The sequence below is a fragment of the Rhodospirillum sp. A1_3_36 genome (assembly GCF_047263945.1).
GTDB lineage: Bacteria > Pseudomonadota > Alphaproteobacteria > Rhodospirillales > Rhodospirillaceae > Rhodospirillum.
In genome coordinates, this window is record NZ_JBLAVB010000004.1 from 361,464 (window position 1) to 377,088 (window position 15,625).

Here is a 15,625-nt window from a genome sequence, read left to right on the forward strand (position 1 = left end):
CTTCCACAAGGTCTTATACCAATAGGAAGATCAGGTCCTTATTCAAGGCCTACCGAGAATCGACCGCAACGGCAGCGGATTCACCGGAACGCATAGCCCCTTCGATGGTTGCGGGCAAGCCCGTATTCGTCCAGTCTCCGGCCAAAGCCAAATTCCGCCAGCGAGTCCGCGCCTCGGGTCGCTTGGCCACCTGCCCGGGCGTCTGGGCAAAGGTCGCCCGTTTTTCCTTGATCACCCGGGCCAACGGCGCCGGGCTCGCCGGATCAAGATTCAAGGCCCGGGCGACATCCCGCCAGACCCGGGCGATCACCTCCCCGGCATCGACCTCGGCCAAAGCATCGGCAGCACTGACGGTGACCGAGGCGATATCCCCCCGAACGAACAGCCATTCCGCCGTCCCCCCCAGAATCCCCAGGGGCGAGACAAAGCCCTTCGGCGCGTGATCCAGGCGGTAATGCACATTGACGATGGCCCGGTATTGGTCCGGCAGATCCAGGTCCGGCAGAAGCCCCGCGACCCCGGCGGGCGGCAAGGCCAGGACCACGGCCTCTCCCTCTTCCACAACAACTCGCTCGCTCCCGAACAACAGGGAACCGACACGGTCTCCCTGAAACTCCACCCCTGACAGACGGCGCTTGAGGGTGATCTTCGCCCCCCGGCCCGCCAGCCAAGCCAAGGCCGGATCAACGAAGGCGGCACTCAGGCCGTCGGGGGCATAGCGGGGACGGCAGGCGGCCTCGCCCTTGCCGAAGGTTTCCTGGATCACCGGCCAGAGTAGTTCGGCCGCGGCCTCCTCCGGGTCGGTGTTCAGGGCGGCGATAGTCAACGGTTCCCAGAACCGCTTGTAGAGGGGACTCCCGGTGTCGAACAGCTCGGCAATGGTGTCCCCCGGCTTGGCCCGGGCCAGGCGAATTCCGGCCAGGTACTCACCGATCGCCGTTCCCGGAATGCGGGTCCTGGGGGAGAACACCCACCAGGGGATCAGGCCAGCCGAGGGCCTCACCACCCAGCGCTCTCCCGTGGAGAGGTCGAGAAAGGGGAAGCTGGCCCGCTCCGGCCCCGCCAAGACATCCGCAGGGGCGCCAATCGTGGCCAGGAACTCCCCCACGGCCCGATTGCCGGAGAGCAGCAGGTGATTGCCGTTGTCGATATGGCGATCCAAGGTCGCGTCGTGGAAGGAGCGGCATCGGCCCCCTGCCTGTCCGGCGCCTTCCCATAGGGAGACCGGAACGCCCTTGGCGGTCAAACGCACGGCACAGGCCAAGCCGGCCATCCCCGCGCCCACCACATGAACACGCCGCGACGGGGCGGCGGAGCGTGCTTCTGTCATGGAAACTGGCCCCTCACAAATATCCGTGGCGGATGGCCACCCAGATTTTCGCCGCCTTGGAGATGGACACCGGCTTGTCCAAATGCTTCCACCCCCGGACCAACAGGGCCTCCAGAATCAGGCGATAGGCTTCCTTCATCAGGATCGCCGGACGCACCACCTTGCGATCACAGAGGGCATGGACCCGATCGGCCTCTTTGAACTCGTGCTGGGCCTTGCTCGCCAGTTCGGCGCAGACCTTGGCCGTGGCGGGATGGCCGATCAGATGCCCCAAATCGCCGAAGGCGTTCAGACCGTGGACCTTCAGACGACTTTCCGGCAGGTACAAGCGATTCCGCCCCGCATCCTCGACCACATCGCGCAGAATATTGGTCAGTTGGAGCGCCAGCCCCGTATGGCGGGCGACATCGTCCGACAGGGCCGGGTCGACGCCGAAAACCCGGTTGCTCAACCGCCCCACGGCGCAGGCCACCCGGTCGCAGTAAAGCTCCAGGTCGTCCATGTCCTTGATCCGAACAGAGGGACCGGCATCGGTTTCCATGCCGTCGATGACCGCCAGGAAATCCTCCTTGCGCATCCCGAACCGGCGGATCTTCAAATCCAACGCCTGGGCGACTGGCAGGGTGGGCTTTCGCCCCTCGTCATACAAGGCCTCGATCTCGTCGCGCCATTGGGCGAGTTGCGCCCGCTTCACCGACTCTTCCCCCGGATTGTCGGCGATATCGTCGACCACCCGGCAAAAGGCATAAATTGCATACATGGCCCGGCGGCGTTCTTCGGGCAAAATGCGCATGGCCCGGAAAAAAGACGTGCCAGAGGCCCGGGTAATGGCCTCCACATGGGCATCCAGATCCTCTGGCGCGACGGCGGGAGGCTCGGGACCGGTTTCGCTGCCTGCGTCACCATGCCCCGGAACCGAATAGGCCCGCCCCTTCCACTCGCCCCCCCGACCAGCGTAATGGCGGCGGGCGGAATCCAGGGTCATCAGCGTGTAGAGGAAGGCCGCGACGGGCAGCAGCACGCCCATGACCATGGATTGGCGGTAGAGCTTCAAGGTGGGGCGGTAGAGTACCGCCATGCCAAGCCAACCGACCAAACCGGCGACCAGGGCCGACCAGTCGCCCTGGATCACCCCCAGAACCACGGCCAGAGGCGGGACCAGATATATCAGAGTCATGCCCAGGACAGAACCGGTCAGCAGCAAGGGGGAGTGGCGCAATTGCACATAGGCCGTACGGGCCACCATGCTCCAGACATCCCACAGATCGTCATAGGGGCGCAGGGACCGGGTGCGACCGGCCAATCCCAGCCAGATGGGGCCGGTTTCCTTCAAGCGCGCAGCCAAGGTGCAGTCGTCGATCAAGGCGCCCCGAATGGCGGAGACACCCCCGATAGCCTCCAGGCTCGACCGACGGGCCAGGATGCAGCCCCCCGCCGCTCCCGCCATCGGGTTCTTGGGGTCATTGACCTGGGGGAAGGGATAGAGCTTCTGGAAGAAGAAGACGAAGGCGGGAATCAACAGCCGTTCCCAGAGGGAGCGGCAGCGCAGCTTGACCATCAATGAGGCCATGGCCAGCCCCTTGCGCTCGCATTGGGAGACCAAGCGGGCGATATTGCCCGGCGCATGCTCGATATCGGCGTCGGTGAACAGCACATAGCTGGCCCCGGGCAAGACCTCAGGAATGGCGCTGAGGCCCTGGTGCAAGGCCCAGAGCTTGCCTGACCAACCGGCTTCCAAGGGCTTGCCCGAAATCACGGTCAACCGGTCCGGTCCATCGGGCACAAGGACAGCCCCATCCCGGGCGGCTTTGGCCGTGCCGTCAGTGCTGTTGTCGTCCACAACGATCATCCGCAGCTTGCCCGGATAACTTTGGTTCAACAGGGAGCGCACCGTCTCGCCAATGGTCGGCGCTTCATCCCGGGCTGGGATGACCACGACCACCTCGGGCGGCAGCCCCGGCGTGGTGGACTGTTTGTCCAACCGTTGGTCGCACAACCAAAACCCCCGACGACTGACCAGAACTCCGGCCCAGGCAACCAGGGACAGAAGCGCAAGAAGGGTCAGACTGCTCATTTTGCAGCTCCCTGGCTTTGTTCCCTTTGCCCCGGAGCGCTGGAACGGAAGAGGCCACGCCAAACGCCCTTCACCGCACAAAACGCCGTCTCGCCCTTGGACAGTTTCACCCGTGTGGCCAGGGGGTCCTGGCGGGACAGCTTCGCCGTCAGGGCCAGGGCAATGTCCACGATGACCGACGTTTCCAACCCCAGGCGCCGATCCACAATATCGCCTGGCGCAGCCTTGGCGTCTTCCAACAGCATCCGGGTTCCCTCCAGGCAGCGATCAATCACCCGCCTTAGGGCCGGAGAACTGGTCGACGCGTCCAGGGCCTCGACCGAGACCCCTTCTGCGACCATCCAGTCTTCAGGCAGGTAGACCCGGTCCAGAGTCCGGTAATCGTCCTGGCAATCCTGCAGATGATTGATCACCTGCAGGGCATTGCACAGGGCATCGGAATACACATAGCCGGACCGGGCCCCCCCATGCAGGTCAATCAGATAACGACCAACGGGCGCGGCGGACAGCAGGCAGTACTCCATCAGATCCGCCCAATCGTGGGTCCGGCTCTTGATCGCGTCACGTTTGAAGGCACGGATCAAATCCACACAATGGCGGTCGGAAACACCGGTCTCAACCAAACTTTGATGCATGGCGTGGGCTTTGACATAGGCCGGATCGACGGTCTCCCGTCCAGTGACCGCAGCCTCGAATCCGTCCAAGCGGGCCAACTTCTCTTCCGGAAGGAGCTCCGGGGCATCGGCGATGTCGTCAATGGCCCGAGCGAAGGCGTAGAAGCGGGCCACATGGGGCCGCAGACGCGCGGGCAACAGGATCGACCCCACGGGGAAATTCTCGTAGTCGGCGTCCTTGCCCGAAGACACCTCGACGGGCAAGGACGCAGTGTCGGGGGAAACGGAGGGGGAAGGGACGGTCATGGCGCGTGATCTTCTCTGACAAAGGGCTCGGCCTCGACCTCGTCCGGGGGCCAGATCGGAGGGCCAGATCGAAGGGTAAGACGCGGAAAATCGGGGAGGATGTACCACGGGGCGTCCCACCACGCCACCCCGCCAACCACCCACCGACCTGCCATTTTCAAGCCGTCCCCCCCCCTCTCCCTCATTCGGTCCTCAGGGGAGCCCGCTAAAATTTATCAGATGAGAGCGAAACTGGATCAGCTTGAGTCAAGCTGGCCCCGTTTCACTCTAGCCGACGAGCATGTCTTGCCCTTCCTTCTTGGCGCGCCGCATGGCTATTTCCGAACGCTCCAAGGCAGCGATGACCGAGGTATCGCCGGGGCTCACCTCCGCCACGCCGACATGGACCTCATAGGCAATCACCTTTTCCTGGTAGGGTGCCCCATCAACCCGAACGTCGGCACAAAGGCGACCGCCCACATTCATGGCTCCGGCCAACGGCGTTTCGGGCAGCAGCATGGCGCATTCCGCCCCCCCATAGCGGCCCACCGCATCGGAGACCCGCAAAAGGGCGTCACAGCGGCGGACCAAATGGCGCAGAACCGCGTCCCCGGCCCGATACCCCTCCCTGGTGTTGATGCCCCGCAAGTCGTCCACGTCGACCATCACCACGGACAGGGTTCGGCCATAGCGGCGGAACCGTTCGAATTCCATTTCCGCCTGATCCAGGAAGGCCCGCCGGTTGAGGCATTCGGAAATGGTGTCCACCGTTGCGAGTCGCCGCATCCGGTCTTCCAGACGCATGCGGGCGGACATGTCCCGGATGGTGGTCATGCGCGCCGCACCATCGGCATAGATCACCCCCTTGGCCCGGGCCTCCACGGGCAGGCGTGCGCCATCGGGACCAAGCAAGGTGACCATGGCCGGATTTTCATCCCCGGACAGGATACGCCCCACAACCGTTTCCCGATCCGCAACATCAACAAGGTCGGTCACCAAAGACCCAATCAACGCCTGTCTCGGGCGTCCGGATAGAATTTCCATGGCCGGATTGGCCTCCAGAATCTCGCCATCCCGACTGATAAGAACCCCTTCGTGCACGTTTTCAAACAGTGCCCTGAATCGGCCTCGGGTTTCCCTCAGATCTTTCCGGGTATCAGAGACGAGCGCCACCTGATGGCGAACCACCAAGACCAAAGCCACAAGGGCAGCAAGAATGCCCCCCCCAATCCCCCCAAGCACCAATGGATCGCTCCCCCAGAAGACCGGGGGAGGAGCCACGCCCTCAAGCGCAGGATTCATAGACACCTCCCTCCTGCCCCCCGGGTCCGATTGGGGCGTGAAGCTGGGAGTCACCCTTTCTGAAGGACTTCCGGTGAGAGGGCGGACGTCATCGACAGGGGGTAAATCGGCCACAGAGATGTCCGACCGCACAGCCCCCATGGCTTGACCGGGACCACTTCCAGGCGGTCCCATCAGCCCCGTCAGAATGGTCACAACTGTCAGAACAGTCCCCGCCACCACGAGAAACGCCTGATGGCCCTTCGGCCTCTGTTCAGATCCGTGAAACGCCCGCCCCAGCTTCTTCATTTTGGAACTCCGCGTTTCCGGCCTTCGATCATTGCCGCTATAGTCCATAAGATTAGGTTTCATTCCCAACGGCTTTTACCACTTGCCGGTTTCCCCGATGTCTTGGCATTCCAGAATATGCCGACTTCTCCTTCCGCGAAAGGCGCTTCCCCCAAAACAGCTCTTCTGAATATACTGAATACCCCACACAGGGTGCTCTCCCCAAATGAAGGTGGCAAGCGCAACCAAAAGGCCGGATCGAATCCGTCTCAATCATCGCGTTGGCTCTTTGACTCTCGTGGTCTAAAATTTTGATTCTTGAGTATTCTTCCCACGGGAAGAATACTCAAGCTGGGCAACGCTCAATCACATTCTCTGGAGGGAAGCCGAAGCGATATGGGGGAGCAGGGCATCGGTCCAGAGGGCAACACCATACGGTCGGCGGTTTTGGATGCCTTGGCGGCCCCCGCTGCGGTAATCAACGCCGACGGGCTGATGCTGGGCGCCAACTCCGCCCTTGTTCGCCTTGTGACGGCATCCATCTCCTCAGATCTGGCCCGCAGAGAAAGCGGGGACTCCGGCACCCCAGAAGGTCCCCCCGAGATTTCGCCAGGCCTTCCCTGCCCCGTCCTCCATGCCGACGCAGGCTCCCCCCAAGGACCCCGCCCCCTCCCCTGGATCATCGCCCAGGGGCTGTTGCCCTTCCAAGGAGACGGGGTCATCCGCCGCATTGATGGCGCAACCCTGGACGTGATGCTCTCCCTCGGCCCCTTCTCTGCGGAGTTGGGGGGACATCTGCTGACCATCACCGATGTCACCGATACCAAATGCCTGGCCTGCCGCATCAAGCAAAGCCGTGACCGTTACCGCCAAGCCTTCGACGCCCAAACCGAATTGGTCTGCCAGTTCCTGCCCGACACTACCGTGACCTTTGTCAACATGGCCTTCGCCAAGGTCATGGGCAAAACGGCACCAGAGCTTATCGGTCGCCGCCTGGTCGATCTATTGGATGAGGACGAGGGCATCCGTTTCCTGGACTACCTGTCCTCCTTCGCCGGAGAGGAGCTGGTCCGTGATGGCGAGGAGTCCTTTGAACTCGCCGACGCCCCGTCAAGACGGACCCAGGAAATCGTCTGGCGCCGCCGGGCCATCCTCGACGCCAATGGAAAAATCGTCAGCTTCCAATCCGTTGGCAGGGATATATCCCAGGAGCGTCAGAGGGAACGGGAACGAGCCCGGCTCGGGGCTGAAGCCGCACGCTATCTATCCCTTTTCACAGACCCAGTGGTCGGCCTGATGGAGGTGGACCTGAGCCTGGGTAAGCCAGAAGATATTCGAATTGTTGGCATGAATGACCGGGCCCGCGCCCTGTTCGGCCTGAACAAGGAACCGATAAGCCCCGAAGGCAGCCCTCCCTCGCTTTCAGAGTTGATCTCCCCCGCAGACCGCCCGGCCCTGCACGAAGCTCTAACCCTCGCTCGATCGGGTCAGGCGGTTCGTCCTCTGGAGGCCTCGCCCGACGACTCCCGGTCCGAAGAGGTGCGGGCAAAGCGGCTTCTCCTCTCCCTGTCCTCCCCCTCCAACCGGCCGGAAGCCGCCTCCCGCACACCTCTGCTGATTGTCGATATCAGCGAAGCCCATGCCCTGCGGGAAGCCGACCGCGACGCCGAGCGCCTGGCCAAGACCGCAGAACGGATCGGCGGCATCGGCTATTGGGCCTGGAACCCGGACATCTTGTCGCTTCGAATCTCCCGAACCATGGCCGGGTTGCTGGGTTTGACGCCAGGGACAGCGCCGGAGCAATCGGTCTCCCCCAGAACCATTCTTCGCCTCATTCCCGCCGATGACCGTCCAGGGGTCCTTCGCTCCCTGCGACGCGCCCTGACCCACCCCACGATTGCGGGTGAAAACGGTCCGGGGGTGGGCTCCTTCACCTTCCAACTGAATGGGCCAAGGGGGCGGATCCATCTGCGCGCCATCCTGGAAGTCCAGCCTTCCCCCCTGGGTGGGCCACCTGGTCTACAGGGCGTTTGCCAGGACGTGACGGACTTGATGGAAGCGACCAACGCCCTCGTCTCCAGCGAAAGCAAGCTACGGAGTCTGCTGGATGGCGCCGCAGACATGGTCTTCATCGTGTCGACCGAAGGCCGCATCGTCGACATCAACCCTCAGGTGATCGAAGCAACGGGCTACAGTCGCACCGAACTCCTGACCATGCCCATCCACCAATTGGACATCAGTCTGGAGCCCGAGGACTTGATCCACGACATCCGGAGTTACGCCGTTGGAGATTTGATCAACCGCCACGGCATCCACCGTCGCAAGGATGGCACAACCTTCCCCGTAGACATCCGGGTCAGCGCCTATTTCGAAGACGGCCAAAAGCGGCTTTTGGCCATCGTCCGGGACATTGGCGCCAATCTGGAAACAGAATCCCGGGCCAAACGGCTGTCCGATCGCTTCCAGGCCCTGTTCGACCTGGACCTTGTGGGCATGGCCGTGCTGGACGGCAACCGCCGCTGGGTGGCCGCCAACCGGGCGATGACCCGCATGCTCGCCACGACGGAGAAGGACCTGATCAACACGGCCTGGGAAGACCGGATCCACCCAGACGAACAGGCCAAGGAAGGCCACCTGTTCCGCGCCCTCTCCCATTCCATCGATGGGTCCAGTATGAGCCTCGAGACGCGCCTGCTTAAGGAGGACGGCTCATACTTGGCGGTTAGCCTTTCCCTTGGTGTCATTCGGGAGGGAAGCGAACAGGTGTCCCAGGTCCTGATCCTCGTTCAGGACATTTCCGACCGCAAGCGGTGGGAGGAGGCCCAGGCGGCCAACGAAGCACGGCTTCGGTCCATGATTAACGCAACCACTGACGCCATTTGCCTTTTGGATGCCGACGGCGTGGTCCGTGTCATCAATCGATCGGGGGCGCGACTGTTGGGGTCGACCATCCGTCGGGTCACGGGCAAGACGTTCTATTCTTTCCTGGACCACCGCGAAGCCCTGGAGAGGCGAAGGCTGTTCCGCGATGTCATGACCACCATGCTGCCCATCAACCATGAAGAACGGTGGGCGGACCGCTGGATGGATGTGGTGATTTTCCCGGTGGTGGACGGTGCTGGTGGAGCCATGGGCGTGACCCTCCACGCCCGGGATGTGACCAAGCGGCGGGAAACCGAACAACAGCTCTTGGAAAACGAGGCCCGCCTGCGGGGTGCCTTTGACGGTGCCGTCCATGGCATCGCACTCCTCTCCTTGGAGGGCGGCTTGGTTCGGGTCAATGGGGCGCTCTGCCGAATCCTTGCCCGGAGCCAGGATGAGCTGCTGGCGATGGACCTCCATGTCCTTGACGACACAAGGCAAGACGCATCCGACCAAGAGGATTCCCTAGAGGCAATGGTCACAGGCGACAGGGAAGACTGCTCGGTCGAACGGCGGGTCCTACGAGGAGACGCCAGCCGGGGATGGATCCATGCTGCGGGCTCCCTGGTCCGCGACGACCACGGCGATCCCCTCTATTTCGTCCTCCATGTCCAGGACATCACCCAACGCCGGGAAGCGGAAGAGCGAGCCCGCACCGCCGAGACCCATATGCTCGAAGCGGCGGAATTGATGTCGGAGGGACTGTTGCTGTTCGACGCCCGGGACCGTCTGGTCCTGACCAATTCCGCCTTCACCGCTTCCATGCCGGAACTGGCTTCCGTCCTTAAATTGGGCGTAACCTTCCAGGATCTGAACCGCGCCACCATGGAAGCCAATGTTTTCACCCAGATGGATCCTGATCCCCAGGCCTGGAGCGCTTGGCGTGCCAGGCTCCACCGGGGCAAGCCAGCTCCCTTCGAGGTCCAACGCCGGGATGGCACGTGGTTCTTGATCCGGGAAAGCCGCACCGCGCGGGGGTACACCCTGATCCTGCATACGAACATCACGGATTTGAAGATCCGGGAACGGACGCTCGCCGAAGCCAAGGAGGCTGCGGAACTGGCCAACCATGCCAAAAGCGAGTTCCTGGCCAACATGAGCCACGAACTGCGCACGCCATTGAACGCCATCATCGGATTTTCCGACATTATCCTGCATGAAATGTTCGGCCCCGTCGAAAACCCGGCCTATCTGGATTACGCCCGCAATATCAACGAGTCGGGCAGTCACCTCCTGGACATCATCGGCGATATCCTCGACCTGTCGAAGATCGAAGCCGGAGAGCTGAGCCTGGACGAGGAATGGGCCGCCCCCAAAGCCATGGTAGAGGTGGCCGTTCAAATGGTGCTTCCCCGGGCGTCCCTGAAGCGGATCACGCTGAACACGATCCTGAACGACGCCCCCGAAGCCATTTACTGTGACCCCTTGCGGATCAAGCAGATCCTCATCAACCTGCTGTCCAATGCCGTCAAGTACACCCCGGACGAAGGCACTGTGACCGTGACGGTGAAACCAAGTCCTGCCTCCCCCTCCACTCCCAAAGGGCTCATTCTCAAGGTCTCCGACACCGGCATCGGCATGGACGAGGACGGTATCCGTGTGGCTATGACAGCCTTTGGCCAAGTAGAGAGCGCCTACACCCGCCACCAGGGCGGCACGGGCCTGGGGCTGCCCCTCACCCGCAAACTGACCGAGGCCCACCAGGGCCGTCTGACCATCGAAAGCACCCTGGGACAGGGGACCACGGTCTCGGTCTTCCTTCCTCCTGAACGACTGAGAACACCCCCCTCCCGATTGGAAAAGCTGTCTTAGAGCGAAACGGGATCAGCTTGGAGTGAAACGGGGTCAGCTTGGAGTGAAACGGGGTCAGCTTGAGTCAAGCTGGCGCCGTTTCACTCTAGGACCGGCGCGCCCTATTGGTCACTCATAGAGCTATGCTGACCCAGGATGGCTTCCGTATTGGCCAGGGCCAGGGGCGTCCCCACGTGGTACCACTCCCCATCGTGCACGACACCGGCCAGACGCTCCTCCGACAGGGCCCGGTCATAGAGAACATTGAGGGAGAACGGCCCATCGGGCAGGGCCTCGAACAGCCGCGGGTGGAGAATCTGCACGCCTGCGAACACAAAAGGGGCCATGTGCAATTCGGTCCGCCTCTGGGGGCGGCCGATCTCGTCCAGCGTAAAATCCCCGAAACCGTCGTAGCCATGGGCGGCGGCCAGAGGGTGGAGCAACAGCAGAGCATCCATGGCCTCCGAATCCCAGGCCCGTGCCATCAACTTCAGGGCCGATTGGGTCCCATTCAGCCAAAGGACATCCGAATTGACCACGAAGAAGGGATCCTCCCCCAGCAGGGGCAGGGCGCGGGCGACTCCGCCCCCGGTCTCCAACCGCTCGCCTGTTTCATCGCTGAACAGGATCCGGGGGTGGGTCCGGTCGGCCAGGTGACGGCGGATCAAATCGGGCAAGTGGTGCAGGTTCACCACCGCCTCCTCGACGCCGACCTCCGCCAAATGATCCAGCGCCCAGTCGATCAGGGGCCTGTCGTGCACCCGGACCAGGGGCTTGGGCAGACTGTTGGTCAAGGGACGCATGCGAGTCCCCAGACCTGCGGCCAGGACCATGGCGCGTTTGGGAATAACGGGGGTCCGGGCGGGGGCCTTGGCGAGGGTCATGCCGGCTCCTTTTAAGGGGCTGGGTGAACCGCCCCGGATTGGGACGGAGGAATCACACGGGCGGACGACGGAACATGTTGGGCGAACCAGTCAGCCAAAGGCTTCAGAACGGGATGGGTCAAGGCGCCCTCCATCAACCGCCAGAGACGGGGGATATGCCCCAGATAGTGGGGCTTCCCATCGCGCGCGTCCAGACGGGTGAAGATTCCGATGACCTTGGCATGGCGCTGGGCCGCGAGGACGGCCCAACTGGCGGCGAAGGCTTCCGAATCCACATGGGGCATCCGAGCCAGATAGCGGGCCTTCATGCGGGCGATCCGATCCGAATCGATATCCCGACGGGCGTCTTCCAGCAAACTCATCAAGTCATAGGTCACCGGTCCCCGCAGGGCATCCTGAAAGTCGAGCAGCCCGCAGGCCGCCTCCCCCTCCCGCCCGGGCAACAGCAACAGGTTGTCCACATGAAAATCCCGCAAGACCAGGGTTTCCGGCACGGACCGGGCCACCGGGTAGAGCGCCTCCCAGATCCGGACATAATCTGCAACCGCCGCATCGGTCAGCGTCAGCCCGACCCCGGGGCAATACCACCTTGTCAGCAGGGCGACTTCGTCAGTGTAATGCGAATCATCGTAGGGGGGCACCGCAACGGCGAGAACCTGATCCTGGGGGAGCGCATGGAGCCGGGCCAGGGTGTCCACTGCCAGGGCATAGAGAGCTTCCTCGTCGGCACCCCGGGCAAGGAGCCGCGTATAGGTGTCGTCGCCCAAGTCTTCAAGCAACAGGAACCCGTGTGCCACATCCTCGGCCAGGATGGTCGGGACAGAGAAGCCAAGGCCAGCCAGATGACGGGCGATGGCCAGGAAGGGGCGGGTGTCCTCCACCGGCGGAGGGGCATCCATCAGAACGGCGCGGGATCCGTCTGCCTTTTCCAACCGGTCATAGCGACGAAAACTGGCATCCCCGGCGAGCAATCCCCGCTGGGCCTGGCTCCAGCCGGACGCCTCCAATAAAGTGGTCAAGGCTGCGTCACGTGTGGCCTGATCCGTGGGGTGTAAACTGCTGGGCAGGGTCATGAAGCGGAATCCGGAAAATCGGGAAAAGCGGCGGCGAGACCTTCCGCCCCCCGACCGTGACATGGGTTTTAGCGCCCCTGGCGTCGCGCTGCAACAGATGGGACCGGTAACGGCTCAACGGAATGGGTCAGAAGGGTTGTCAGAACAGGTGAGGATCCGTACATCTGAGAGCACTTCCGGACACGTCACAACCAGAACCGAACACCAGGAACCCTCCGATGTCCCTTCCCTCCCCCGTCCGTACGGACGTCGCCGTCATCGGCGCCGGACCGGTCGGTCTTTCCGCCGTTTTTCAATGCGGCATGTTGCGCCTGCGTTGCCATGTCATCGACGCTTTGGAGGCCCCCGGCGGCCAGCTCACGGCCCTTTATCCGGAAAAACCCATCTACGACGTTCCGGGTTTCCCCTCCATCAACGCCGGAGATCTGGTGGAGCGGTTGCTGGAACAGGCTGCGCCCTTCGCCCCCACCTATCACCTGGACCAGCGGGTGGACGGGATGGAGCGGATCACCGATCCCGACCTGTCCTTTTGGCGTTTGACCACTTCCAAGGGTCAGGTCATCGAGGCACCTGCGGTGATCATTGCGGCGGGTGCGGGTGCCTTCGGACCCAAACGCCCCCCGTTGGAGGGCCTGGAGGCCTATGAAGGCAAGAGCGTCTTCTACATGGTGTCCAAGCGGGAGGCCTTCCGCAACCGCTCCGTGGTGATCGCCGGTGGTGGAGACTCCGCCGTCGATTGGGCCATCTCCCTCTCTGACGTCGCCGCGAAAGTACAACTGGTCCACCGCCGGGCCAAGTTCCGCTGCGCACCGGAAAGCGCCGCCCGCCTGGACATGTTGGCCAAAGAGGGCAAAGTGGAGCTGGTGGTCCCCGGGCAACTCAAGGCCCTGCGTGGCGCCGAAGGCCAATTGGATGCCGTGATCATCGACGACTTGGCGGGTGGCGAAAAGGTTTTGGAGACAAACGTGCTGCTCCCCTTCTTCGGGCTGGCGTCGAATCTGGGGCCAATCCTCGACTGGGGTCTCGGCGTGGAGCGTCATACCATCCCCGTGGACCAGCGGACCTGCGCCACCAGCAAGCCCGGCATCTATGCCATTGGCGACGTGGCCTATTATCCGGACAAGCTGAAACTGATCCTGACCGGTTTCGCCGAGGCCTCTGCGGCTGCCCACAACGCCTTCAAGGACTGCCGTCCAGGCGAAGCCCTCCATTTCGAGCATTCGACCACCTCAGGCGTCCCCCACCTGTAAAATGCCGCCTGGAATGCTCCGAGATCAAGCCGCCCCCCTTCTTCGCCAAGGGACATGACCGGGGTGTTTCCCGCCAGGGGGCTTTGCCCCGTCCCCCCCCTCTTTGGCGAGGCTGGGGCCGAAAGGCCCCAGATCCCGGGCTAAAAAAATGGGGGTTTGGGGGCATTGGCCCCCAAACGGACTTGGGCAATCGCCCAAAAAATACAGAACATTGTCGTGCCCCCTGCTTCCTGGCCCACCTTGGCCACGAATACGCTCTAAGTCTAGGTCGCGCAGACGCGAGGCGAAGCGATACACTCCTCTTCTCGTCCTTTGCCTTCCCCACCGAGAGGATCCACGATGACCATCCGAGTCAAAAACCTGACCGGAGAGGCCGCCCGAGCGGTCGCCGATGACTTGGCCCGCCTGCGGATCTCCGTCTTCCGGGAATTTCCCTACCTCTACGACGGGACCACGGAATACGAGCGAAAATACCTTGAGACCTATGCCAAGGCCCGGGACGGCGTGGTTGTCACCGCCTTTGACGGGGATCGGGTCATCGGTGCGGCCACGGCCCTGCCCCTGACAGCCGAGCCCGATCACATGGCCGCCCCCTTCCGTGAAGCGGGGATCGCACCGGAGACGGTTTTCTACTTCGGGGAATCGGTTCTGGAGCCAGCCTACCGGGGCCGGGGGCTTGGCCATGCCTTCTTCGACGGTCGGGAAAACCATGCCCGGGATCTGGGCTACACGACCTCGGCCTTCTGCGCCATCATCCGGCCTGAAGACCATCCACGCCGCCCAGCGGACTACCGGCCCCTGGACGCCTTCTGGACCAAGCGGGGTTACGTGCGGCAAGAGTCCATGACCTGCCAGATGACGTGGCAAGACCTGGACGAAGACAGCCAGAGCCCCAAGACCCTGCGCTTCTGGACAAGGGAGCTGTAGCGCCTTCCCCTCAGCCATCCAGTTCGGGATAATGGCGGAACAGTCCGTCCTCGTTGAAGGGGAGACGCCGATCGCTGGCAAGGTAGGCCGCAATGTTCGGGCGCTCGGCCACCCGGGCGGACAGGGCCACCACGGCGGGGGTTTCCGCCAGCGCGCGGCCTGCTGCCTTGGGAAAGGCATATTTAAGCCCTTCAACGCATTGGAACAGGGTCAAGTCGGCATAGCCCACCCGGTCTCCCACCAACCAAGCCGCCCCCGAAACCGCCGCCACCCGCTCCAGCCAGCCCAGGAACTTGGGCAAGCGATGCTCGCGGAAAACCTGGGACCGCTTCAGAGCCTCGGGCTTCTGGTCCGCGTAATACAGGGCCGAGCCCAGGGGATGGTGAGTGTCATGGATTTCGTCCATGAAATCCCCAAGGGTGAGCTGGATCTGGTGACACCAGAGCCGGTCCGACGGCTCCCGGGGGGCCAGCCCCAACCGGTCCCCCAGATATTGAAGAATAGCCGGCGTCTGCCCGATCACCAGCGACCCGTCCCGCAGAACCGGTACGGCGAAGGATGGACGCCCCCCCGCCTCCTCCCCCAGGATCCGCATGATCCCGGTCACTCCCCCGCCCTTTTCCTCGGGCAGGCGGGCGTAATCGAAGTAATCCACCCCCGCGTCCTCCAAAGCGAGACGCACAACTTCGCCTCGCCCTGGTAAACTTGGCCAATAAAACAACTCATACGTCATGGGTCGGTGCCCCCTTTCCCATTCAAAGGTTTCGGAGCATATGGGAACGACCAAGCGCAGTTTTTAGCCCTGCTGAGGACCCCGGACAACCGGAGGTGTTCCCATACCTACTCCCTGCCGCCAACCTAAGCCTCCCATTCGCCCTTAGATCAAACCGCCCTAAATCGGAATCG

At 63.0% G+C, this 15,625-nt stretch carries 10 protein-coding genes; 3 read left to right on the top strand and 7 right to left on the bottom strand.

All coding sequences use genetic code 11. The features are described from left to right. Window positions 1–49: 49 nt before the first annotated feature. The 4 genes from hpnE to ACLIRY_RS11995 form a co-directional block, all read right to left on the bottom strand. Window positions 50–1,330: a hydroxysqualene dehydroxylase HpnE gene (gene hpnE, locus ACLIRY_RS11980; protein WP_413205620.1), complete on the bottom strand. Its 1,281-nt coding sequence runs from the start codon at window positions 1,328–1,330 to the stop codon at window positions 50–52. 13 nt (window positions 1,331–1,343) lie between these two features. Further along, window positions 1,344–3,404 (bottom strand): presqualene diphosphate synthase HpnD, encoded by a 2,061-nt coding sequence (hpnD, locus tag ACLIRY_RS11985; protein WP_413205621.1) that lies wholly within the window; start codon window positions 3,402–3,404, stop codon window positions 1,344–1,346. After that, complete coding sequence (gene hpnC / locus ACLIRY_RS11990; protein WP_413205622.1) at window positions 3,401–4,324, bottom strand: squalene synthase HpnC; 924 nt, start codon at window positions 4,322–4,324, stop codon at window positions 3,401–3,403. Before hpnC ends, hpnD begins: the two co-directional genes overlap by 4 nt. 267 nt (window positions 4,325–4,591) lie before the next feature. Further along, window positions 4,592–5,605: a diguanylate cyclase gene (locus tag ACLIRY_RS11995; protein ID WP_413205623.1), complete on the bottom strand. Its 1,014-nt coding sequence runs from the start codon at window positions 5,603–5,605 to the stop codon at window positions 4,592–4,594. Window positions 5,606–6,268: 663 nt separating this feature from the next. On the opposite strand from ACLIRY_RS11995, the gene ACLIRY_RS12000 reads away from it, so the two are divergent. Beyond that, window positions 6,269–10,606: a PAS domain-containing sensor histidine kinase gene (locus ACLIRY_RS12000; protein WP_413205624.1), complete on the top strand. Its 4,338-nt coding sequence runs from the start codon at window positions 6,269–6,271 to the stop codon at window positions 10,604–10,606. Window positions 10,607–10,707: 101 nt separating this feature from the next. Here the strand turns inward: ACLIRY_RS12000 and ACLIRY_RS12005 are convergent, their stop codons facing one another. Then, complete coding sequence (locus tag ACLIRY_RS12005) at window positions 10,708–11,469, bottom strand: nucleotidyltransferase family protein (protein ID WP_413205625.1); 762 nt, start codon at window positions 11,467–11,469, stop codon at window positions 10,708–10,710. An 11-nt stretch (window positions 11,470–11,480) separates the two neighbouring features. Continuing rightward, window positions 11,481–12,542, bottom strand: coding sequence for an aminoglycoside phosphotransferase family protein (locus ACLIRY_RS12010; RefSeq protein WP_413205626.1), 1,062 nt, complete (start codon window positions 12,540–12,542; stop codon window positions 11,481–11,483). Between the two features lie 218 nt (window positions 12,543–12,760). On the opposite strand from ACLIRY_RS12010, the gene ACLIRY_RS12015 reads away from it, so the two are divergent. Together ACLIRY_RS12015 and ACLIRY_RS12020 are read left to right on the top strand one after the other, a co-directional pair. Beyond that, window positions 12,761–13,792 (top strand): NAD(P)/FAD-dependent oxidoreductase, encoded by a 1,032-nt coding sequence (locus ACLIRY_RS12015; protein ID WP_413205627.1) that lies wholly within the window; start codon window positions 12,761–12,763, stop codon window positions 13,790–13,792. Between the two features lie 339 nt (window positions 13,793–14,131). Next, entirely contained in the window at window positions 14,132–14,719 is a 588-nt protein-coding gene (locus ACLIRY_RS12020; RefSeq protein WP_413205628.1) for a GNAT family N-acetyltransferase, read from the top strand. Window positions 14,720–14,729: 10 nt separating this feature from the next. Here ACLIRY_RS12020 and ACLIRY_RS12025 read toward each other — a convergent pair whose 3' ends face one another. Next, window positions 14,730–15,452, bottom strand: a complete 723-nt coding sequence (locus ACLIRY_RS12025) for a glutathione S-transferase (protein ID WP_413205629.1) — start codon at window positions 15,450–15,452, stop codon at window positions 14,730–14,732. Window positions 15,453–15,625: the final 173 nt, after the last annotated feature.